The organism is Parafrankia sp. EAN1pec (assembly GCF_000018005.1).
In the GTDB taxonomy this organism is placed as follows: domain Bacteria; phylum Actinomycetota; class Actinomycetes; order Frankiales; family Frankiaceae; genus Parafrankia; species Parafrankia soli.
The window spans coordinates 7,289,850-7,312,804 of the sequence record NC_009921.1; the positions used below are offsets into that span (position 1 = coordinate 7,289,850).

At 72.8% G+C, this 22,955-nt stretch carries 14 protein-coding genes and 2 pseudogenes; 8 read left to right on the forward strand and 8 right to left on the reverse strand.

Annotated elements, in window-relative coordinates:
• Positions 1–241 precede the first annotated feature (241 nt).
• The 3 genes from FRANEAN1_RS29630 (at position 242) to FRANEAN1_RS29640 (ending at position 3,715) form a co-directional block, all read left to right on the forward strand.
• Positions 242–1,822, forward strand: a complete 1,581-nt coding sequence (locus tag FRANEAN1_RS29630) for a carboxyl transferase domain-containing protein (RefSeq protein WP_020463424.1) — start codon at positions 242–244, stop codon at positions 1,820–1,822.
• Positions 1,809–2,750, forward strand: coding sequence for an alpha/beta fold hydrolase (locus tag FRANEAN1_RS29635; protein ID WP_020463425.1), 942 nt, complete (start codon positions 1,809–1,811; stop codon positions 2,748–2,750). Before FRANEAN1_RS29630 ends, FRANEAN1_RS29635 begins: the two co-directional genes overlap by 14 nt.
• A gap of 110 nt (positions 2,751–2,860) precedes the next feature.
• Positions 2,861–3,715: a M23 family metallopeptidase gene (locus FRANEAN1_RS29640; RefSeq protein WP_020463426.1), complete on the forward strand. Its 855-nt coding sequence runs from the start codon at positions 2,861–2,863 to the stop codon at positions 3,713–3,715.
• Between the two features lie 40 nt (positions 3,716–3,755).
• Here FRANEAN1_RS29640 and FRANEAN1_RS41645 read toward each other — a convergent pair whose 3' ends face one another.
• The gene (locus FRANEAN1_RS41645) at positions 3,756–3,893 is read right to left on the reverse strand and encodes a hypothetical protein (protein ID WP_157472842.1); all 138 of its coding nucleotides are present in this window, start codon (positions 3,891–3,893) and stop codon (positions 3,756–3,758) included.
• Positions 3,894–4,061: 168 nt separating this feature from the next.
• On the opposite strand from FRANEAN1_RS41645, the gene FRANEAN1_RS44195 reads away from it, so the two are divergent.
• Positions 4,062–4,412, forward strand: coding sequence for an FAD-dependent monooxygenase (locus FRANEAN1_RS44195; RefSeq protein WP_347177268.1), 351 nt, complete (start codon positions 4,062–4,064; stop codon positions 4,410–4,412).
• Here the strand turns inward: FRANEAN1_RS44195 and FRANEAN1_RS39780 are convergent.
• The 5 genes and pseudogenes from FRANEAN1_RS39780 to guaA all read right to left on the reverse strand — a co-directional run.
• Positions 4,357–4,587, reverse strand: a pseudogene (locus FRANEAN1_RS39780) (helix-turn-helix domain-containing protein); the annotation flags it as partial. The gene FRANEAN1_RS44195 and the pseudogene FRANEAN1_RS39780 sit on opposite strands and share 56 nt — an antisense overlap.
• A pseudogene (locus tag FRANEAN1_RS29650) lies at positions 4,584–5,152 on the reverse strand (IS607 family transposase). The pseudogenes FRANEAN1_RS29650 and FRANEAN1_RS39780, both read right to left, overlap by 4 nt.
• A 137-nt stretch (positions 5,153–5,289) precedes the next feature.
• Positions 5,290–7,845, reverse strand: coding sequence for a DNA helicase PcrA (gene pcrA, locus FRANEAN1_RS29655; RefSeq protein ID WP_020463429.1), 2,556 nt, complete (start codon positions 7,843–7,845; stop codon positions 5,290–5,292).
• Between the two features lie 173 nt (positions 7,846–8,018).
• Positions 8,019–9,446 (reverse strand): pyridoxal-phosphate dependent enzyme, encoded by a 1,428-nt coding sequence (locus FRANEAN1_RS29660; protein WP_157473682.1) that lies wholly within the window; start codon positions 9,444–9,446, stop codon positions 8,019–8,021.
• 928 nt (positions 9,447–10,374) lie between these two features.
• Positions 10,375–11,979, reverse strand: coding sequence for a glutamine-hydrolyzing GMP synthase (guaA, locus tag FRANEAN1_RS29665; protein WP_020463431.1), 1,605 nt, complete (start codon positions 11,977–11,979; stop codon positions 10,375–10,377).
• Between the two features lie 473 nt (positions 11,980–12,452).
• Between guaA and FRANEAN1_RS29670 the strand changes: the two genes are divergently transcribed.
• Genes FRANEAN1_RS29670 through FRANEAN1_RS29685 form a run of 4 tightly spaced genes read left to right on the forward strand, consistent with a single transcriptional unit; the run spans position 12,453 to position 17,664 of the window.
• Positions 12,453–16,283 (forward strand): nitrate- and nitrite sensing domain-containing protein, encoded by a 3,831-nt coding sequence (locus tag FRANEAN1_RS29670; RefSeq protein WP_041254917.1) that lies wholly within the window; start codon positions 12,453–12,455, stop codon positions 16,281–16,283.
• Positions 16,280–16,702, forward strand: a complete 423-nt coding sequence (locus tag FRANEAN1_RS29675; protein WP_020463433.1) for a roadblock/LC7 domain-containing protein — start codon at positions 16,280–16,282, stop codon at positions 16,700–16,702. The genes FRANEAN1_RS29670 and FRANEAN1_RS29675 overlap by 4 nt, the downstream gene beginning before the upstream one ends.
• A 25-nt stretch (positions 16,703–16,727) precedes the next feature.
• Positions 16,728–17,087 carry a DUF742 domain-containing protein gene (locus FRANEAN1_RS29680; protein WP_020463434.1) on the forward strand — a complete coding sequence of 120 codons (360 nt, stop codon included), beginning with the start codon at positions 16,728–16,730 and terminating at the stop codon, positions 17,085–17,087.
• Positions 17,068–17,664 carry an ATP/GTP-binding protein gene (locus FRANEAN1_RS29685; protein WP_020463435.1) on the forward strand — a complete coding sequence of 199 codons (597 nt, stop codon included), beginning with the start codon at positions 17,068–17,070 and terminating at the stop codon, positions 17,662–17,664. The genes FRANEAN1_RS29680 and FRANEAN1_RS29685 overlap by 20 nt, the downstream gene beginning before the upstream one ends.
• A gap of 188 nt (positions 17,665–17,852) precedes the next feature.
• Here FRANEAN1_RS29685 and FRANEAN1_RS29690 read toward each other — a convergent pair whose 3' ends face one another.
• Both FRANEAN1_RS29690 and FRANEAN1_RS29695 read right to left on the reverse strand, forming a co-directional pair.
• Positions 17,853–19,151 carry an ABC transporter substrate-binding protein gene (locus FRANEAN1_RS29690; RefSeq protein ID WP_347176810.1) on the reverse strand — a complete coding sequence of 433 codons (1,299 nt, stop codon included), beginning with the start codon at positions 19,149–19,151 and terminating at the stop codon, positions 17,853–17,855.
• A gap of 428 nt (positions 19,152–19,579) precedes the next feature.
• Positions 19,580–22,747: a hypothetical protein gene (locus tag FRANEAN1_RS29695; RefSeq protein WP_041254918.1), complete on the reverse strand. Its 3,168-nt coding sequence runs from the start codon at positions 22,745–22,747 to the stop codon at positions 19,580–19,582.
• Positions 22,748–22,955: the final 208 nt, after the last annotated feature.

Here is a 22,955-nt window from a genome sequence, read left to right on the forward strand (position 1 = left end):
GACCGCTCCACGAACAGAGCACACAAGACTATTCCGCACCTTATGACGCACGGCCGACGGGTCAGCGACAGCGGGCGACAACGTAACCGCGCCCTGCCGGCGTCCAGGACGATTCAGGACCCCGGCGGGAACGGGCAGACCGGCCGGCCGTGGCGGGCCGACGGTGACCGGGGGGCGGGCGGACGAGCGATCCCACACGTCACAGCACTGCCGGAGCCGATCGCGGCGAGGATCTGTAGGCATGGCTGAGCGCGATTCCACCGCCACGGCCCAGGACTGGCGGGCCGCCGTCCTGGCCGATGTCATCCGCCGGCCCGCCGTCGCCGGCGCACCCAACCGCCTCGGCTGGCCGGGCTACGACGGACGTCCCGCGCTGTGGTGGGGCACCGGCCCGGTCGAGGGCGTGGACGCCGTCGTCGCGGTCTGGGACTTCGCGGTCAACGGGGGCAGCTTCGGGGAGGCCGACGCGGGCGCGTTCGCGGACGCGGCGGCCGAGGCCGTCGCCGGGCGGCGTCCGCTGGTGTCACTCGTGCGCAGCGGCGGGACGCGGCTGCAGGAGGGCGTGGCCGGGCTGGTGGGGCTGGCCCGGGTGTCCCTCGCGCTCGCCGAGGTCGCCGCGGCGGGCCTCCCCCATGTCGCCGTCTCGGACCAGCCGACCACCGGCGGGATGTGGGTCACCGTGGGCTCCCGCGCCGATCTGCGGTGCGCCGTGCTGGGCGCGACGGTGGGGTTCGCCGGGCCCCGGGTGGTGGCCGCGGTCACCGGCGAGGCTCCCCCGGCCGGCGCCAGCCACACGGCGGCGGCCGCCCACGCCGCCGGGCTGGTGGACGCGGCCGTCGCGCCAGCCGCCGTCGCCTCGTGGCTGCGGCGCGCGCTGGACGCGGTCGCCGTTCCCGCCCGTGTCCTACCCGCCGCGCGCACACCCGACCGGCCTGTCAGGACAGACGCCGACGGCGACCGGGCCGGCATCGCCGACAACAGCCGGGCCGACGCCAGCCAGGCGGGGAGTGGGCCGGCGCCGGCCCGCGGCGGATGGGAGCAGGTCCTCGCCGCCCGCACCGGCCAGCGCAGGCATGCGGGCGACATCCTGGACGGCCTGTTCCCCGCCGGGGTGGACCTGACCGGCCCGGACCGCACGGTGCGCGCCCGGGTCGGCCGGCTGGCCGGGACGCCCGTCGCCGACGGGGAACACAGCGCCGACGGGGAATTGAGCGCAGGCGGTGAACCCGGCGCAGGCGGGCTCGGGCCGCGCGCCGTGGGGGTCGCGCTGGCGGCCGAACGCGGCGGTGCGCCGGGGCCGGCCGGGTACCGGCTGCTCGTGCGGGCCGCGGGCCTCGCCAGCCGGCTCGGCCTGCCACTCGTCACGCTGGTCGACACCCCGGGGGCGGAGTGCGGGCCAGCGGCCGAGGCGGGTGGCATCGCGGCCGAGATCGGCACGGCGATGGCGGAGGTGCTCGGCTGCGCGTCGCCGACGCTCTCCGTGATCGTCGGTGAGGGCGGCTCGGGTGGGGCGCTGGCGGCGTGCTGTACCGATGTGGTCCTGATGTCGCCGGACAGCTACGTCACGGCGCTGTCCCCCGAGGGCACGGCCACCACGCTCCGGATCAGCGTCGAGCAGGCCGCGGACACCGCGGGGCTGCGCCCGTCGGACCTGGTCAGCCTGGGTTTCGCCGACGGCGTCCTCGCGCCGCGCGACACTGGTCCGCCCGGCCTGGCACACCGGGTGACCGAGGTGCTGACCGAGCTGACGATGCGCGACAGTGATGTCCGCCTTCGCCAACGAAGGGCAAAATGGTCGACAGGATTGGGTGGCTTTCTGTAACGTCGTTGACCCAACCTGCCACGGGAGACAGGTCGTCACGAAGGGGACGGTCATCGACACTCGGCTGTTCACCTGGATCGGCGGCGCCCAGCTCGACGGCGTGAAGGGCCTCGTGGTCGAGGCCGCCTGCCTGGCCACCCACGCCGCGCTCTACCCGGCCGCGGCACTGCCGCGCCGGCGCCGCGACGACGACGGACTCGCCGACCGCTACCGGCTCGCCGGCCTGACACCATTGCAACGCGGCCTGCTCATCGGCGATCCGATGGCGGCCGGGACGCCGATCCTGCTGGTGCACGGCCTCGTCGACAACCGGTCCGTGTTCGCCCGGCTGGAACGCTCCCTGCGCCGCCGCGGCTTCACGACTGTGACCTCGGTGGACATCCCGCTGTTCGCGACGAGCGTCCAGGCGGCCGCGGCGCAGCTCGCCGAGACCGTCGAGCAGGTCGCCGGCCGCCACGGCGACACCGGCGTGCACATCGTCGCCCACTCGCTCGGCGGCCTGGTGGCCCGCTACTACGTGCAGCGGCTCGGCGGCGGCGACCACGTGCAGACCCTGGTCACGCTGGCGACGCCACACAACGGCACCCGGCTGGCGTGCCTGGTTCCGAAGGCCGTCTCCTACCGGCTCGTCAGCCAGCTCCGCCCCGGTTCACCGCTGCTGAGGGAGCTCGTCGAGCCGGCTCCCGGCGTCCGGACCCGCTTCATCGCCGTCGCCGGCGGCCTCGACACGGTGGTCCGCCCGGGCGAGGCGGCGCTCACCCATCCCGACCTGGTGACCGAGAACGTGGTCGTCGAGGGGGCGGGGCACCACGGCCTGCCGTTCAGCAGCGGGGTGGCGCACATGATCGCCCGCAGGCTGGCCACGGACTCCGCCGGCGGTCGCCAACCGTCACAGACCACCACGAAAGTGCCACATCTTTGTGGCTAGCTAGGGGTATCTGTCCGAATCGCACGGTGTAGCCTCCTCATCGGTTTAGAGGTCCCCCTCCCCGACCGGTTTGTCCGGCGGATGCCTTGCGACCATGGGAGTGCGTGTTGATGCGACCGCAGTTCCCGAGATCCGAACACGGAGCACGCCGCCGCCGGAATGCTGGATCCTCCGACGAGCAGGACTCGTCCGCGTTCGGTAGATCGGGTTTCACCGCCGTCCAGCTACGGCGCACGGGTGTCGCCACCGCGGTGGCGTCCACCATCGGGCTTGTCATGATCAACAGTACCGGGGTGGCACACTCGGAGACCTCCACGTCGCCCGAGATCCGACCGACCGGCACTGTGCTCGGCGCGTCCGCCGGCCCGAGCGGTACCGCGCCGGGAACGGTCAACGTCATCTCCGCCGACGGAACGGACGATCTCTCCGCCGGGGCCCCCGACGGCGAGGCCGCCGAGGCCCAGCGCCGGCTGAGCGCCTACCTGCAGGTCACCGACCAGATCGTGGCCCGCGAGGCCGCGGCCACGTTGAGCCAGCACGCCGCGGCGACCGCCGCCGAGACCGAGCGGCTGGAGGCCGCCCGGTGGGTCCGCCCGATCGAGGCACGGATCACCCAGGGATTCGGCGGCGCCAACCGTCACATCGGCGTGGACTTCGGCGCGGCGCACGGGACGCCGATCCACGCGGCGCACCGCGGCACCGTCATCTACGCCGGCTGGGAGTCGGGATACGGCAATTTTGTGCAGATCATGCACGAGAACAACGTGGTGACCAGCTACGGCCACCTGTCGCGCATCGACGTGCGACTCGGGCAGGAGGTCGCCACCGGCGAGCAGATCGGCCTGGAGGGCAACACCGGCAAGTCCACCGGTCCGCACCTGCACTTCGAGGTCCGCCTCAACGGCCAGTACGGGACGAAGGTCGACCCGCTGACCTGGCTCGCCGGTCACGGCGTCCACTACTGAGACCGAGCCTGGTGCGGGGCGAGCCGCCGAGGCCGAGCCGCTAGCTCGGGTCACCGGCCTCCGGCGACTCGCCCCGCACACCGGCGAGCAACAGCTCGGTGAGCGTGCCGACGACTTCCTCGTCGGAGAAACCGGCCTCGTTCGACGGAAGCAGGGCGTAGGCCAGCGTCGAATGCATGTCGGCCAGCAGGGCCTGCAGCAGGTTCTCCTGATCGTCGGCGCGGACGGGATCTGGTCCGCCACCCGGCGGCTCCTGCACCCCACCGCGACAGAACCCGGGTACGCCGGGCTCTACACCGTGTCGGGCGAGTCCCACGGCCTTGACATCGAACCCGACGCGTTCAACATGATCTTCGGACGGCGGGGTGCCTTCCTCCACGTGCCGGCGCCGGACGGCAGGGTCCTGCGCGCGACGACCCGCGTGCACGGCGGCACGCTCCTGCACACCCTGCCGCTCGTGCGTGGTCACCATGACGGCCGGATCGTCCTGATCGGCGACGCGGCCCATCCAGTGGGCGCCGGGCAGGGCGCGTCGATGGCGCTGAAGGACGCCGTCGTCCTCGCGCGGGAGCTCGGCCGGCGGACCACTACGAGCGACGCGCTGGCGGTCTACGACCGGCTGCGCGGCGACCGGCTGGCTCTTTGGCCTTGTTCCATTCCAGGCGCAACGCGGGCAGCGTCCACGGCACGGAGGTGAGCATGCCCCCGGTCAGGCCATAGGTCCGCTCCGCCTCCCGCTGCGACAGGGCCGCCTTCACCCGAGCCAGACCCCAGTTGAACACGAACCGGGCCGCCCCGGCATGCCGGCAGAGATCCGCAATCTGAGTGTTGTTCGGGTCGAGAGCGAACCGGTATGCCTGGAGCATGTTCATTCGACGGTCCCGGTAGCGGCCTCGACAGCCCGACGGGCCCTGTTCCCAGCGCCGCGGCGCCCGTACAGCCGGGCACACATCGACGTCAGGATCTCGGTGACATCCCGGACAAGGTCATCGTCGACCTCCGCCGGATCGACGACCAGCAGCCGCCGACCGCAGGCGGCGAGGGCGGCTTCGACGTACTCGGCACCGAAACGGGCGAACCGGTCGCGGTGCTCGACGACGATCGTGGACACCCGCGGGTCACCCAGCAGCGCGAGGAACTCCCGCCGGTCGCCGCCCAACGCCGACCCGACCTCGGTCACTACCTTCCCGACAGGCAGGTTCCGCCCAGCCGCCCAGGTCACGACCCGCGCGACCTGCCGGTCCAGATCCGACTCCTGGTCAGCGGACGACACCCTGGCGTACACCGCCGTCATGCCGGTAGCCGACCGCGCGGGTTCCTCGACGAGGATCAGCCCCCCGACGCGGCGAGCGGGCACCGGCAGCCTGCCTCAAGGAACCACTGCCGGGCGGTCGAGTACCCGACCCCGTTCACGACAGCCCACTCCTTCAGGTTCACACCCACGACCATACGGCACTTACTGGCACTATCTGGCGCTCAACCGACAACAGATTCCACCCCCGCCGACCGCGGCGTCGGCGACAGCCGACGCGGGCTGACCTCACCCCACGCCGCCGCGCCGCCAGACCTCCGGGCTAGAGCTTCTCGACCGGGGCGTAGCGCAGGAGGAGGTCCTTCGTGCCGGTCTCGGCGCCGAAGTCGACCTTGGCCTGGCGCGAGTCCCCCACCCCGCTCGTCGTGACGACCACACCGAGACCGAACGTGTCGTGGGTGACACGGTCGCCGGGGGTCAGCTCGATGATCGGACGCGCCGCCGGGCGGCTGGGCTTCGCCCCGAACGGGGAGCTCGGCAGCTTCCCGCCGGACCCACCGGAACCGTTGCCCGCGCCCGCCGACCCACCGCCGGAGAACCGCCCACCGCCCGCGGCCGGGGCAGGCTCGGGCAGCCGCCGCCACTCCACGAGCGAGTCCGGCACCTCCCCCAGGAACCGGGACGGCGGGTTGTAGGCCGGCTGCCCCCAGGCGCTGCGTACCTGGGACCTGGTGAGGTACAGCCTCGCACGGGCCCGGGTGACGCCCACGTAGGCGAGCCGGCGCTCCTCCTCCAGCCCGGTCGGGTCGCCAAGCGTGCGCATGTGCGGGAAGACGCCGTCCTCGAGCCCGGTCAGGAACACGACGGGGAACTCGAGGCCCTTCGCGCTGTGCAGGGTCATCAGCGTGACCACGCCGTCCGAGCCGTCGTCGTCGGGTATCTGGTCGGCATCGGCGACGAGCGCCACCTGCTCCAGGAACTCGGCGAGGGTGCCGTCCGGGCGCCGCTCGGTGAACTCCTGGACGACCCCGACGAGTTCGCGCAGGTTCTCCACCCGGCCCTGTGCCTCGATGGTGTCCTCCGCGACCAGCTCCGAGAGGTAGCCCGTCCGTTCCAGCGTCGCCTCGATCACGGCCAGCGGGCCGGCGGGCAGCTGCTCGCGCAGGCCCTCCAGGAGGGCGACGAAATCTCGGATCGAGCGGGCCGACCTGGTCGCCACGCCGGGCACCTCGTCCACCCGGCTCAGCGCCTCGGAGAAGGCGATCCGCTCCCGCTCGGCGAAGGCCGAGACCATCGCCTCCGCGCGGTCACCGATGCCGCGCCGCGGAACGTTCAGGATGCGCCGCAGGTTCACCGTGTCCGTCGGGTTCACCAACACCCGCAGATAGGCGAGAAGATCACGGATCTCGCGGCGCTCGTAGAACCGGACGCCACCGACGACCCGGTACGGCAGGCCGACCCGGATGAAGATCTCCTCGAACACGCGGCTCTGCGCGTTCGTCCGGTAGAAGACGGCGACGTCCGCCGGCCTGGCCAGGTTCTCGTCGCCGAGGCGGTCGATCTCCTCCGCGACGAACGCGGCCTCGTCGTGCTCGTTGTCGGCGACGAAGCCGACGATCCGCTCGCCGTCACCGGCGTCCGACCACAGGCGCTTGGGCTTGCGCTGGGCGTTGCGGGCGATGACCGCGTTCGCCGCGGAGAGGATCGTCTGCGTGGAGCGGTAGTTCTGCTCCAGCAGGATGACCGCCGCGTTCGGGAAGTCCTGCTCGAACTCGACGATGTTGCGGATGTTCGCGCCACGGAAGGCGTAGATCGACTGGTCCGCGTCACCGACGACGCACAGCTCCGCGGACGGAACGGCACCCGACGGCGGCACCGCCTTCGCGGGCCACCCCGCCCCGTCGGGCTCCGCGGAACCGCCGGAGTACACAGCCTCGCCGGAGCCCGCAGCCGGCTCGTCAGCCGAGGACGCCGAGCGGCCCACGAGCTCACGGATGAGCACGTACTGGGCGTGGTTGGTGTCCTGGTACTCGTCCACCAAGACGTGGCGGAACCGGCGCCGGTAGTGCTCGGCGACGTCCGGGAACGCCTGCAGCAGGTTGACCGTGGTCATGATCAGGTCGTCGAAGTCCAGCGCGTTCGCCTGGGTCAGGCGCTGCTGGTAGGCGGCGTAGACCTCGGCGACCGTGCGCTCGATGTGGTTCGTGGCCCTGTCCCGGGCCGTCTCCCAGTCGACCAGCTCGTTCTTCAGCGCGCTGATCGCCGCGGCGAGCCCACGGGCCGTGTGCCGCTTCGGATCGAGGTCGAGATCCCTGGTGACCAGCGTGATGAGGCGCTGGGCGTCCGCCGCGTCGTAGATCGAGAAGGAGGAGCCGAAGCCGAGCCGGCTCGCCTCCGAGCGCAGGATGCGCACGCAGGCGGAGTGGAAGGTGCTCACCCACATCGCCCGGGCGCGGCCGCCCACGATCGCCTCGACGCGCTCCTTCATCTCGCCGGCGGCCTTGTTGGTGAAGGTGATCGCGAGGATCTCGCCGGGCCGCGCGCCGCGCGCCGCGAGCAGGTACGCGATCCGGTGCGTGAGCACGCGGGTCTTGCCGGACCCGGCACCCGCGACGACCAGCAACGGCGAGCCGGCATGCACCACCGCGGCACGCTGCTGCGGGTTGAGCCCCTCGAGCAGCTCGTCCGGGTCGAGCCTGGGCGCCCGGGCGCGGGTGGCGCCGCCCGGCTCGAGCACCGCCGGGCCGAAGGCCCCACGGGACGCCCGACCGCCGCCAGGAAGATCACCGTGCGGCTCGTGGCCGTCGCCGGAGCCGGCCGGGGCACCGCCGTCGACCAGGGCCCCGGGGCCGAAGGTGTCGTCGAAAAGAGTGCTCATCAGACCTCGATCGTACGTTCGACGGGCCAACCACCCGGCGCCGCGGCCACGCCGACCGCCACGCCATGCTGCCGGGCGGGTCCGACACTTCCATGCCCCGCCCGAGCCCTCGCGGCCGGGTCGTGCCTGCCCCAACCTCCGGGCACAGGCCCGCCGGTCGGCGCAGCGGGCGGTCAGGCAACCGTTCGACGGCCCGCGGCCGAGCCGGCCGGGTCGGCACCGACGGTGCCGGTACCGGCAGCGCTGAGAGCACCAGCACCAGCACCAGCGTCGGCGAGTGCGGCGACCCTGGCGTCGACGGCCGGGTCGAGGTTGCCGCCAGAGATCACCACCGCGGTGGGCCCGACCGCGAGCCGGGGGGTCCGCAGCAACGCGGCGACACCCGCCGCGCCCGCGGGCTCCACCCGCTGACCCGTCCGGCGCAGCAGGACCATCGCCTCCCAGAACGCACTCTCGTCGACCGTGACGACGTCGTCGACGAGACGGGTGGCGAGCTCGAGGGTGAGCCGCCCGGGCGCGGCCACGGCCATCCCGTCAGCGATGGTGCCGGCGGCGGTTCCCGGCTGGCCGACCGTCCCCGTCGTGCCGGCGCTGCCCGGGGGCACCGTGACGCGGCGACCGGTGCGGAAGGATGTGGCGAAGGCCGGCGCGGCGGCGGACTGGACGCCGATGACGCGGACGTCCGGGCGCAGGCCCTTGATCGCTACGGCAAGGCCACACAGGAGACCACCGCCGCCGACTCCGACGATGACGGTGGCGAGGTTCGGGACCTGCTCGAGCAGTTCCAGCCCGATCGTCCCCTGCCCGGCGATGACGGCGGCGTCGTCGAAGGGATGGACCAGCAGCCGGCCGCCCTCGTTCGCGAACGCGGCCGCCGCCGCGAGCGCCGCGTCGACCCCGCCCGGGACGTACTCGACCCGGGCGCCCCAACGCCGGGTGCTGGCGACCTTCGACGGGTTGGCGCTCTCCGGCACGAAGATCGTCGCTTCGACGCCGAACCGGGCCGCGGCGAAGGCGACGCCCTGCGCGTGGTTACCCGCGCTCGCGGCCACGACCCCCCGCTCGCGGGCGCGCGGGCCAGCGGCCGCGATCCGGTGATATGCGCCGCGCAGCTTGAACGAACCGGTGTGTTGCTCGTGCTCGCACTTGAGCCAGACCGGCGAGCCGGTGAGCCGGGTCAGGTCGGCGTCGGCCGCGACCCGGGTGCGCCGGGCGACCCCCCGCAGCCCGTCGGCGGCGGCCACCACGTCGGCGACGTCGACCGCCAGCGCGCCGACCGACAGCGTCTCAGCAGCCAGCGCCTCAGCAGCCAGCGTTCCTGCCGGCACCGTGGCATCGGGCGGCAGCGGAGTGCCGTTGCCTGGGCGGCATCCTGCTTCCCGGCCGGACGCGGCCGCTCGGGGGCCGAACGTGCGTCGCGTGGACGCCCTGCGCGCGTTGCCTGGCCGCAGCAGCCCCGGCCGCGCTCCGACCCGGGCGACGGCCGGGGTGACCGGAGTTACGGTCGGGGCTGCCACGGCCTCGCGATCTCCCGTGTCGTCAGCGTCAGCCGTGTCGCCCACCCGGGACGGCGAGGCGCCGGTAGCCGAGGGCCCGCTCACGGATGGTGATGTCATCGAAGATCTCCTGGGTGGCTCGGCGGCCACCTCGCTGTGGCCGCGGCAAACAAAAAAGCCCCCCGCCGTAGGGCGGAAGGGCTGGGCGCGCGACCCGTTCGAGGACGGTCACGCGCCTACGTAATCACCATGAGGTGCTGCGGCACTCGTCCAGCGTGCTCCGCGGCTCGGGCGTAGTCAAACCGGCCCCTCCACCGGGGAACCACCGCAGCGGCAGGTGTGCGGGCGCACCGGCCGCTCGGCTTCCACGGTCCGCGGCGCCGGGGAGATCACCGACGGGCGCGGCGCCGACGACCCGTCAACCGCGCACGGGAACACCCTAAATGCCCCGATTCGGGTGGCATTCGCCGTCTTTTTGCTCCACAAACAAGACGCATGGCCCACAACCCGCCAACAAGAATGTCCCGCAAGAGATCTCGACGGGTACGGAAGTCGCCCAAGAAGTCACCGGCGCGGCGCCGCCGGGAACGGCGGCGAATGGCGTCTGGCGAGATGCGGGAGCGCGAAGTCCGACCAGATGTGGCGACATGTCCGCCTGGAACGGGCGGCGCATCTCGATGCCGCCGGGCCGGTGCACGGGAAGGGCGCCGGCGTGCGCGGACAACCGCCGGCGGGCGCAATACGACCCGCCCCGCGCAGGCACTAGCAACTTTCCGACGGGTGGCTGACGCGATTCCCCAGGAGGCGAATCAGCACCCGACACCATTTCACGGCAATACCCGGACACAAACCACGCAACACCACCCCGACGGGCGACGGAGAGCCTGGTAGGACGTCCCGGCGGACGCTCCGGCAGGCGGCTGACGCCCTGGCGGCCCGGCCGACGACGGACGCCGGCCGGGCCGCCCGCCCCGTAGCGCGGACGGCCCGTAGCACGGCACGGCGGCCGCGGCGCCGGCCTCACCTGTGGGGGCTACTCCCACTCGATCGTGCCCGGCGGCTTCGAGGTGATGTCGTAGACGACCCGGTTGACCTGCCCAACCTCGTTGACGACCCGGTTGCTGATGCGTTCCAGCAGGTCGTAGGGCAGCCGAGCCCAGTCGGCGGTCATCGCGTCCTCGCTGGTCACCGCGCGCAGCACCACCGGGAAACCGTAGGTCCGCTCGTCGCCCTGGACGCCGACCGACCGGACGTCCGCCAGCAGCACGGCGAAGACCTGCCAGATCTCCCGGTCGAGCCCCGCTCGGCGGATCTCGTCCCGGACGACCGCGTCGGCGGCCCGGACGATCTCGAGCCGCTCGGGGGTGACCTCACCGATGATGCGGACGGCCAGCCCCGGGCCCGGGAACGGCTGGCGCCAGACGATGTCCTCGGGCAGGCCGAGCTCCTCACCGAGCCGGCGGACCTCGTCCTTGAACAGGGTGCGCAGCGGCTCGACCAGGTCGAACTGCAGGTCGTCCGGCAGCCCGCCGACATTGTGATGGGACTTGATCTTGGCGGCGGTGGGCGAGCCGGACTCGATGACGTCCGGGTAGAGAGTGCCCTGGACGAGGAAACCGATGTGCGTTCCCTCCGCCTCCGCGCGGGCGTCGAGCTCACGCGCGGACTCCTCGAAGACGCGGATGAACTCCCGCCCGATGATCTTCCGCTTCTGCTCCGGATCCGTCACCCCGGCCAGCGCGGAGGCGAAGCGGTCCGCCGCCTTCACGTGGACGAGGTCGACGCCGGTGGAGGCGACGAAGTCGCGTTCGACCTGTTCCGCCTCGCCCGCCCGCAACAGCCCGTGGTCGACGAACACGCAGGTCAGGGTGTCACCGACGGCTCGCTGTACCAGCGCGGCGGCCACCGCCGAATCGACCCCGCCGGACAGGCCGCAGATCAGCCGGCCATTGCCGACCTGCGCCCGCACCGCGGTCACGGCCTCCTCGACGATATTGATCATCGTCCAGGACGGCCGGCAGCCCGCGCCGACCAGCAGGAAGTGCCGCAGGACATCCATCCCGCGCTCGCTGTGCACGACCTCGGGGTGGAACTGCACGCCGTAGAGCCTGCGGGTGGGGTCCTCGAACGCCGCGACCGGGGTGGACGGCGTCGACGCGGTCACCCGGAAACCGGGGGGCGCGGCGGTCACCGAGTCGCCGTGCGACATCCAGACCTGCTGGCTGGTGGGGAGGCCGTCGAAGAGCACCCCGGGGTCGTCCACCCGCAGCCGGGTGGCTCCGTACTCGGCGGTGCCGGTGCGGGCGACCGTGCCGTCCAGCGCCTGCGCCATCACCTGGTGGCCGTAGCAGATGCCCAGGACGGGCACCCCGGCAGCGAACAGCGCGGGGTCGACCCGGGGGGCACCCGGGGAGTAGACGGACTTCGGCCCGCCAGAGAGGATGAGCGCGGCCGGGCGCCGGGCCAGGATCTCGGCTACCGGCATATCCCACGGGACGATCTCCGAGTACACATGGCACTCGCGAACGCGCCGAGCGATCAACTGGGCGTACTGGGCGCCGAAGTCGATCACGAGAACCGGATCGTAACCGGGATGTGCGCCGGTGGAGCCATAGCTGGCGCGAGGTGACTCGTTCACCCATCAAGCCTACGGAGGACGGTGGACCCGAGCATCAGGCGGCATGGCCGTGCACTCGCCCCACATTGGGGCCACCTTCGGCCGTCGCGGCGAACCGCTGACGAACCCGCTGACGAACGGCCGCCGAACCGACGAACCGTTCGATCGGACGAACCGTTCGATCGAACGAACGGGCCACCGAACGCGATGAACCCCCAGATGCCATCGTTAAGGCTCCTTGAACGTCACTGATGACGATGGACAGACCGACCGACAGTGCTCACCGAGGAGGTCATCCGTGACTAACTCGGCGCAAACCGCCCACAACTGGCCTCAGCCCGACAACGGGCGTACGGTGGGCGCCTTTCGGGCGCTCAGTACGTACCGCTAAGGTGCGTTGTGAGGGACATCCGGGCCCGATACCGAGCCATCCTGGTACGACCTGTTCCGGGAGGCTGGCGGAGAGGTTGCGAAGGTACGTGCGCAGACAACCGATGGCCAGCAGCACGGGCATGGCCGCAGACCGGCCGCCGATGACGGCGGCTGGTTCGTCCGTGGAAGACGAGGACCACCACGACGACCGGCCCCCGACGCCGCCCCGGCCCGAGCGGTCCGGCGGCCGGAGTCTTCGTCATGCGGTGACCGACCCCACCAACTGGCGGGTGCGCACCAAGCTGATCGCCATTCTCGCCGTGCCGATCGTGGCCATCCTGGTCAACTCGTCGATCCAGGCGGCATCGGTGCTGACCAGCACCCGTGACGTGAACCGGGTACGGGATCTGATCGAGATCAGCAGGTCGGCGTCCACGCTGGTCTACTCCCTGCAGCAGGAGCGCACGTTCACCACAGGCCTCGTGGCCCGCACCGGGTCGCTGCCCGCGGTCGAGTCCCGGCGGGCGGCGGTGAACGACGCCTACACCGCCTACCAGAACGTCACCAAGGGGCGCGCGGAGTCGTTCGGCCCCGAGGTCCGGGACGTGCTGGAGGCGGCCGACAACCGGCTGAGCCGCCTGGACTCGCTGCGCCAGGCCTCCGTGCGGATGGTGGACCCGGGCTCGGTGCGGGCGGTCTACAAACCCCTCATCGACTCGTTGATCGATCTCGTCGTCCGGATCCCTCAGGGCAACGACGACCAGCAACTCCTCACGAGCGTCACCGCCACGGACCATCTCGTCCGGGCGAACGAGGAACTCGCCGTGGAGCAGGCACTGGTACACGGAGTGGCGATCAGTGGGCGTCCATTCACCACCGAGGACTACCGAGAGTTCCTGAGCACCTACTCACAGCGCGTGGAACTGCTCCGAGCGTTCGAGGAAGACGCGACTCCCGCCGAGCTCACCATTTACCGGGACAAGCTGAACTCCGACGAGAACAACGACATCGAGAACACCGCTCTGTACACGGAGCAGGTCCTCAACGCTCCCGTCGGGCAGCCCCTGGAGGTCATCGACTCCGAGAAGTGGCTGCGTGCCACCAAGGAGACGATCGACCTCGGCACCGAGGTCACCGGCAGCCTGCTGGGTATCACCGACGACCGGGTCGGCGAGCTGCGCGGCCAGATCCAGCGCGGCGCGCTCCTGTCCGGCCTGCTGATCGTCGTCATCCTCGCCAGCGCCCTGCTCGCCGCCGTGGTCGTCGCCCGCTCGCTGGTCCGGCCGCTGCTCGCGCTGCGGACCGCGGCCCTCGACGTCGCCGGCCGGCGACTGCCCGAGGCGGTCCGCCGGCTGCGAGATTCCAGCGATCAGGACATCTCGGACGACGTCGAACCGATCGGTATCGACTCCGACGAGGAGATCGGCGAAGTCGCGCGGGCCTTCGACGCGGTCCACCGCGAGGCGGTCCGGCTCGCGTCCGAGCAGGCCGTCCTGCGGAACAACGTCAACGCGATGTTCGTGAACCTCTCCCGCCGAAGCCAGGGCCTCGTCGAACGGCAGCTCCGCCTGATCGACGACCTGGAGAACCGCGAGCAGGACCCGGACCAGCTGGCGAACCTGTTCAAGCTCGACCACCTCGCCACCCGTATGCGGCGGAACAACGAGTCCCTGCTGGTCCTCGCCGGCACCGACACCGCCCGCCGCTGGACGCACCCCGTCCCGGTCAACGAGGTGGTCCTGGCCGCGATCTCCGAGGTCGAGCAGTACACCCGGGTCAAGCAGACCGGGGCGGCCTCGGTGTCCATCGCCGGCAGCGGTGTCAGCGACGTCGTCCACCTGATCGCCGAGCTGCTCGAGAACGCCACCTCCTACTCGCCGCCGGTCACCGATGTCATGGTGTCCAGCCACTCGCTGGGGCCGGGTGCCGGCGCGATGATCGAGATCGAGGACCAGGGCATCGGCATGCCGGCCAAGGAGCTCGAGCGGGTCAACGACCGGCTCGCGAACCCGCCGATCGTCGACGTCTCGGTCTCCCGGACCATGGGCCTGTTCGCCGTCGGTCGCCTGGCCGGCCGGCACGGGATCCGCGTCCAGCTCCGCGAGTCGGCGTCCGGCGGTATCACCGCGGTCGTCCGGCTGCCCGCGAAGCTGGTCACGGGCGACGGCGGCGCGATCCCCAGCGCCCCCCGCCCGGCCGCGGCGATCGGGCCGGGCAGCGGAGGGCCGGGCGGCCAGCCCGGTGGCCGGGAGGCCGTCGCCCGCGGCGGCTCCAGCGGGCTGGCCCTGCCCCGCGGCAGCGACCGCAACGGCGCAGGGAGTGGCCTGCCGACCACCAACTTCAGTCCCACGGTCGACCCGGCCGCGTCCGCCGCCGCCGGTGGATCCTCGCTGGCGCCGAGCAGCAACGGCACCGGGACGGGCCCCGGGTTCGGGCAGGGCTTCGGGCAGGGACCCGGGCAGGGCTTCGGGCAGGGACCCGGACAGGGCTCCGGGTTCGGCCAGGGTCAGGGCCTCGGGCAGGCCTTCGGGCAGAGGCAGGGCTTCGGGCAGGGACCACCCTCCGGAGGCTCCCCCGACACCGGCCCCGTGTCCCTGTTCGGTGGGGGTGGCGGCCAGTCGGACGGGCCCGCCCGCAACGGGCACCACCCCGGCAACGGCCCCGACGAGCGCATGCTCAACGGGTCGGGGCAGCCGCGGCGCGAGGAGACCGACCCGTTCCCGACCCAGGGCCAGACCGGTCCCGAGGACTCCGCCGAGTTCGCGCTCGAGGCGTTCGACTCAGGCCCGCTGCCCCAGCGCCTGGACGGCCAGAACGACGTCGACCCGCACACCGGGGAGCACCCGTACACCTACCCGATGGCGATCGGCCGCGGCGGCGAGGGCGACGAGCCCGAGCCGGAGCGCGCCGACACCGGCGGGTACCTCCTGCCCGACGCCCAGGCGGAGCAGGACGAGTACTCGGCGCAGGTCGGCCCGCCGACCGGCCCGACCTCGATGTACGCCGAGCCGGAGACGGACGCGCTCTCCCGGCCGGGCGGGGTGTTCAACCGGGCGCCCGCCCGGCCCAGTCCCGACCAGACCGGGCCCTTCCCTCGGACCGGCCCCAACCTGGCCGCCGCGTTCCGCACGCCCAGGGAGACGGGCCCCCTCGAGCAGCCCGTCCAGCCTCGGGCCGAGGACACCGGCGAGCTGGCCGCCGCCGAGCAGGGCGAGGACGTCGACACCACGCCGATCTTCGACTCCGTCTCGGCGTGGTTCCAGCGCAGGTCGCCGGCGCCCTCGAACGGCTCGTCGAACGGGCAGGGTGAGCGGCGTGGGCAGCGGCCCACCCGCGGCCCGGTACGGGCCCAGGGCGCCGGGCAGCAGCCGCCGGCGACCCGGCAGGCCCCGCCCGCGCAGCAGCCCATCCACCAGGTCACGCCACTGCCCCAGCGGCCCCAGCCGTCGGCGCCGGTGCACCGCACCACGCAGCCTCCCGCGGTACCGCGTACACCGGCCCGGGGGGAACCGATCGTCGAGTCCCCCGCGCGGGGGATCCGCCGTCCCGGTCTCGGCGCTCCGCTCCCCGGGGCACCGGTTCCGGCCGGCGCGGCGCAGGCACCGCGGCAGACTCCGCAAACAGGACCGCAGCCTGTGGTCTCCGGCGGGCAGCCGCCGGAGGGCTCCTGGTCGTCCGCCGGCGATGCCGGCTGGAAGGCCGCGGAGCAGCTCCGGCAGCCCAGCGCCGGCGGCACCACACGGTCCGGACTTCCGGTTCGAGTTCCCATGACCCATCTCGTGCCCGGCAGCGCCGAACCAGCGGCTAGCCGGCGTCCCCCAGAGCCGACGACACGCTCTCCAGAGGTTGTCGGTGGTCGGCTCGCCAGCTTCTACCAGGGCGTGCGGCAGGGACGTGATGTCGGAACGGACACCACGAGGAACCCCCGACGTGACGTGCAGGAGGAACGGTGACACCCGTGAGTTCCGAAGCCCAGAACCTCAACTGGTTGATCAATAACTTTGTCGACCGGGTTCCGGGCGTCGCCCACACCGTGGTGGTCTCCGCCGACGGACTGCTGCTGGCGGTCTCGGACGGATTCCCCCGCGACCGCGCCGACCAGCTCGCCGCGGTGGCCTCCGGGCTGGTGAGCCTCACCGGCGGAGCCGCCCGGGTTTTCGAGGCCGGCGCCGTCACCCAGACCGTCGTGGAGATGGAGCTCGGATTCCTTTTCATCATGGCCATCAGCGACGGGGCCAGCATGGCGGTACTCGCCGCACCGTCCTGCGACATCGGACTGGTCGGTTACGAGATGGCACTGCTCGTCACCCGTGCCAAGGACGTCCTCACACCGGCTCTGCGAGCCGAGCTGCAGGGAACGCTTCCGCGGTGAACATGGGTAGGTCCAGGGAGTCAGGGTGAGCATCGATCCCGAGAACGCGCCCGGACCGGTCGTCCGCCCCTACGCGATGACCGGTGGGCGGACTCGGTCCCGTTACGAGCTCGCCATCGAGGCACTCGTTTTCACAACCCCGCTCGGCGAGGAGCGGGTGCTAAGCCTCAACCTGGAGCAGCAGACCATCGCCGCCATGTGCCGGCAGGTGCGATCCATCGCCGAGATCGCCGCCGGTCTGAGGGTGCCTCTCGGAGTCGCCCGCGTCCTGGTAGGCGACATGGCGGACGAAGGCTTCGTCCGTGTCCACCAGCAGCCGGACCGCGATGAGGCACCGGATCTCGCGTTGCTCGAAAGGGTTCTCAGTGGCCTTCGAAAGCTCTGACCACAGACGGGTCAACTCCGCCGTCGCCACGACCTCGGTGAAGATCGTGGTGGCGGGCGGATTCGGCGCCGGCAAGACGACGTTCGTGGGCTCCGTGTCCGAGATCGTCCCGCTGCGCACCGAGGCCGTCATGACCGAGGCCGGCGCGCACGTCGACGACCTCACCCACCTCGTGGACAAGACCACCACGACGGTTGCCATGGACTTCGGCCGCGTCTCGCTGGACGAGGACCTGATCCTGTACCTGTTCGGCACGCCCGGGCAGTACCGGTTCTGGTTCATGTGGGACGACATCGTGCGCGGTGCCATCGGCGCGATCGTCCTGGCGGACACCAGACGGCTGGCGGACTGCTTCGCGGCGGTCGACTACTTCGAGCAGCGTCAGCTGCCGTTCGTCGTCGGCGTGAACTGCTTCGACGGGATCCTGCGCCACTCGATCGAGGATGTCCGCGAGGCCCTGCAGATCAACCAGGCTGTCCCGATCATCACCTGCGACGCCCGTAACCGCGACTCCACGAAGAGCGCGCTGATCGCCGTCGTCGAGCACACGATGTCCCGCGCGGCGGCGCGGACCTGAGGCATCGCCGTTCCGGGATCTCCCGGTCGGAAAGGCGTGGGGGGTGCTCCGAAACCGGAGCACCCCCCACGCCTTTGGCTTTTCCGGACTGTCCGCGCCGCTGCCGGCTCCGGATACCGCCGCTTCCGCCACCGGGGGCCGGGGCCGCCGTTCCCGGCCCCGGCCCCGGCCCTGTTTCGTACCTCGGATCAGCGGTTCTGCACCGTCTGCAGGTCCTCGACCGGCCCGTCGGGCGCGATGTTGCTGCCGTTGTTGGCGACGACGCGCAGGTTGAAGGTGTTGTTCTGCTGACGCCACTGGCCACCCACCAGCGGGATGCTCCCCACGTTCTTGGGGACGTTCTGGGCCCCGCCGAAGGTGACGGTGCCCACGATCGTGTTCGCCTTCACCCGGGCGATGGCGTCGGCGATGCCGCGCGCGTTGTCGATGGAGTCGACGTTCACCAGCGCCTGGGCCAGCACCTCGTACAGCGCGTGGGTGAAGCCCAGGGACGGCGCCCAGGGCCGTCCCGTCTGGTCGACGTACTCGCTGGCCAGCTCCTCCGCGGTGCGGTTCGTGAGGTAGCTGCGGAACTGGTGCTTCGGCGACCAGCTGACCTCGGTGGTGAAACCGTTCGCGGTCGCACCGAGGTTCTCCACGTCCCGCTCGAAGGACAGCGCCTTCGACATGGTGACGACCTTCGGGAGGTAGTTCCGGTCGTTCAGCGTCCGCCAGAACGCGGCGAAGTCGTCCGGATTGGGTATACCCGCGACGATCTCCACGTCGTTATCGATGATCTTCTGGATCTGTGCGCTGAAGTCACGTTCACCGACCGAATAGGGCGGGACGTCGGAAAGTATCCGGAAGCCGGCCTGGGCCAGCGCGGGCAGGCCGAACACGCCGTTGGAGAAGGTGGCGCCGTCCTGGTCGTTGGGAAGCAGCAGGGCGACCACGCGGGGTACGTCCAGCTGCCCCCACATGGTCGTGTAGGCGCCCCGCAGGTCGCCCATGCCCCAGTAGAAGTGGTAGGTCCAGGAGAACGGCGCCTGGACGTTGCCGCCGCGCCCGTAGAACCACGACTCCCACGGAGCCTCGGTGGAGATACACGGGACGCCGTTGGCCTCGCACGCGTCGGACACCGGGTTGGCGTTGTCCGAGGTGCCGCCGACCAGGACGACATCCACCTGGTCGGTGAAGATGAGGTCGGTCGCGGCGGCCGCGGCCCGGTTGCGGTCGGACTGGCCGTCCCGAACGAAGATCTCCACCGGCAGGGTGCTCCGGCCGACCCGGATGCCGTCCTTGAAGATCGTGCGCATTGTCTCGACGACATGCGCGTCGACCTCGGAATAGAGCCGCAGCGAGCCCGTGCGCGGGCTGACCATGCCGATGCGCACCGAGCGTGCGCCGGAACCACCGGAGCCACCGCCCCCGCAGGCCGCCAGCAGGCTCGTGGCGGGCGCCGCGACGGCGGCCATCCCGGCGGCCTTCAGCAGGCCGCGGCGATCCACCAGGCGCCATCCCTCCGGCCGCGTCTCCACCCGCGGGCCCAGGGGGCCCCGCGCTACCGGGGAGCTCGCCGCGGCCACGGAATCCGATGCCTCCGGAGAGCTCTGCGCCGCCGTTACCGGGTCGGGCCGAACCGGATGAAGGAGGCCGCGGCCTCCGTGGTTCGAGACCTCGTGGGCGGCCTGCCGCCGCCTGGTACCCGCAACACGGTCAGACCAGAACATGACACCCGATCCTGCCGCATGGCCAATAAAACCATCTCACCGGGTCCACCAACACCGCGCCCCGCGGAAGCGAGCCAGATCTTCTCCGACACCATTTGCCGGAATTCTAGCGATACATGCTCACGGAGCGCAGTGAACCATATCCGTCGTGCTGACAGCACTCATGCGCAACCGCCGCTGCCCCTCGGGGGATTACGCGAAGTGGTTCAGTTCACGAAGCAACCCCGGGCGGACACGTTCGGCATGGCGTCGAGCAGCAGCGTGCCACTCGCGAAACCACTGTTTTCCTTGGTGGTGATAAGGCTCTTGCCGGTGACTCCCTGCAGCGGACCGCTGGTGAACTGGACCTCGGAGATCAGCGACGCCCCGGCGTCACCCTGCTTCGGCGTGATGGTGTAGACGCCCTGACCGTCGTTCCATCGATACGTCAGGCCCGTCGGATCGACGACGAGCTTGTCGGGAAGGAGGTCACCGGTCACCCCGTCAACCATCACGCGGCAGTGCCAGGTGCCGTTGACCAGGGCCTTACCGGCGAGGGCCTCCGGATTCGTCGGCGCCGGCGGCTCGGACTGCGTGGCCGTGGGCTCGGACGGCGTCTGGTCCCCGCTGTCTCCCCCGATCAGCAGGGTGTAGGCGCCGACCACGAACAGGGAGACCACCAGCGCGATGGCCAGCGGGCCGATCCAGCCCTCCTTGAGCCAGGCCAGCCGGTCCGGGGTGGACGGCTGGTCGTCCGCCTCGTCGTCCACCTCGGCCGGCTCGAGCACCCCGACCGCGCGGGTCGACGGGCGGTCATCCCCGGCGCCCCGGCCACGCCCGCCGCGGCCACCAGCTCCGCCGCCGTTACCGCGGGCTCCGCCCGTCGCTCCGCCCCCGCCGCCTGACCCGGCCAGGCCAGCGTCACGCGCCGCCGACCGGCGGTTCTCCGGGTGCAGGTCCTCGACGTCCGTGCCTCCCCGGCCCGGCCGGTCCCCGCGGGACCGGCTCGACCGGCCGGTCGAGCCGGTGTCCTCGGGGGCGTCGGCGGGCCGCGGCGTGGTGCGCCGCGCCGGCGGCGCGGAGACCGCCTGGAGGCTGTTCGTGTCCGTGGTCGGGTTCGGGGTGCGCCTGCGGTCCGCGGGCACTCCGCGGGCACCCGTCCGGCGAGCCCCCCGGGACGGCTGCCAGCCGGAGTCGTCTCCCCGGTCGGCCGCGCCGGCGGCACCCGCCCGGCCCCGGCGGGTGACCAGGGAGGTCATCTCCGCCGCGCTCTCGGGACGTCTGGGCCGACCCGGCGCGGCACCAGCCGCGGCCGGTCCGGGCAGCGCGCGCGGTCCGGTCGCGCCGCGCGGGCCGGTCGCGGCGCGCGGGCCCGTCCCGGCACCGGGCGCCGGCGGCGGCGTGCCTGGAACCGGTGCCTGGTCGGCGCCCGGGGCGCCCGGCGCCGCCGAACGGCCCGGGGGCAGCGCCGGCAGGGCCCCCGACCCGCGGAACGGCGAGCGCGTGGTGGTCATGGTGTCCTCGACAGCCGCGCGGGGCGACGGAGAACGCCACGGCCCGGACGGCGCCGCCCCCGGGGCGAGCGGCTCCGCGCGCGCGGCCCCGGCAGGGCCGGTTCGGCCGCCCGGCTCAGCCCGGCCCAGCTCGGGTCGACCCAGCTCCGGCTGGCCCAGTTCCGGACGGCCACCGGGGCGTCCGGGCTCGGGACGTCCCGGCGGCAGGGCGGCGACCGGCAGCGGACCGGAGAGCGGATCGTTCGCCAGCGGCGGGAGGCCGGCGCCGCGAGGGCGATCGGGCGGAAAGGCCGCGGGATCATCCCGGTGCGGCGACCGCCACGGGCCGGACGCGTCGCCGTTCGGGGAACCGGGCCGGTCCGCTGCGTGCCGACCGCTGTTCAGACGCCCGTCGATCGGAAGCGCTCCGCTCGGGGACCCGGCCCAGGAGCCGGGCGGCAGCGCGGCGCGCGCCACCGGCCCGGCGCCGACAGGCCGCCCCGGCGCGGCCGCGCCCGGGGTCGCGCCACCACCGGGTGCCGACATACCGCCAAGAGCACCAGGCCCACCAGGAGAACTTGGCCCGCCGGGAGAACCAGCGCCGCCGAGAGGTGCAGGGCCGCTGCCGGGGTCACCGACGCGGTAGCCGCCGGTGGTCGGGCCGCTCGCCCCGTAGCCGTCCGGGGCGCGTGCCGCGCCGCGGTCGCCACGGGACTGGTCCGGACGGACCTCGTAGCCGCTGCGCCCCTGGGGGTCGTAGCCGTTGCGCCGCTGGTCGTCCCGGCCGTGGTCGGTGGACGGCGTGCCTGCCCGGGGAGGCAGCGACAGGTCGGGGCGCGGCCCGGAGCCCGTGCTGTGGCCGTTCCACGGGTCGACCGGCCGCGGAGCCGGCCGCTCGGGCTCGCCGGGCCGGCTCGGGTAGGCGGCGCCGGGGCGCGCGAACCCGCCGGTCTGGTCCGGGCGCGGCAGACCGGAGCCACCCGGATGGCCGGCGCCCGGCTGCGGCGGCGGGGGCGTGCTCTGCGGACGCGCCGGGTCATAACCCTGGTAGGCGCTGGGCCCGGGAGCACCCCCGGATCTCGCGGCGGGCGGCTGCGTCCGGCTCGTCGGTGGCAGTGGGAAGCTGCCGGTCACCGGGTTGATGCCGGGCGCGCCCGCACCCGGGCTCGCGGGGCCCCAGCCGGGCGCCGAGCCGGTATCCGGGCCGCCGATGCGGACCGAACCGGTGTCCGGGCCCCCGACGCGGCCCGGCGGGGCGGACCCGCGTTCGGTCGGGAACCTCGGCGGCGGTGTCGGCTCCGCGTAGGAGCGCGGAGACGCGGGCGGGGCCGACTCGTACCCGGTCGGGACCCGGAAGCCGCCCGTCACCGACGGGCCCGCCGGCGGTAGGCCCACCTGCGGCGCCGAGGCCGGCGGGACGGGCGTGTGTGGTGCCGCGGGGTGCGGCGCCGGCGTGTGCGGCCCTGGGGAGTAGGGCCCTGAGGAGTGCGGTGCCAGGGAGTGCGGCGCGGGCTGGACGTCGGGTGCGGCGCGGCCCAGGTCGGACGGCGGCCCCCCGATGACCGGGGCGGGCCCGTTCCAGGTCGAGCTGACGTCGAACGGATCGTCGCCAACCGACGGCCCGCCGCCCGCGGTCGGACCGCCGACGGCCGGACCGCCCACGACGGGACCGCCCAGCACCGGGCCGTCCACCAGCGGACCACCCACGACGCCACGGGCCGGACCACTGCCGGCGCTCACGTCCAGGTCGGAGGCCGGCCACGGGGTGACGTCCCAGCCGCCGTCGGCCGCGGGGGCCGGGCGGGAGACCGCGGTGTCGTCGGGTTCGCCGACCCGTTCGACCGCGAAGAAGTCGTCGTCACGACGACCGCCAGTGGGTCGGTCGGTGCCGTCCACGGTCACGGAGCGATCACCCACCTGCCGCCGAGGTAGCCGGATGCCCACGTCCCGGCACCGAACCCGCGTCGCGCTGCCGCCGGGACGTCGACCATGCTCATCGACCACACTCGCCGGTGAGCATCGCCCGCCTCTCTGATCAGCGTCCCAAGGCGGTCAGCCGTCTGAATGTACCGGCCGTGAACGTACTGGCCGAATTCACGCTGGCCGCTTC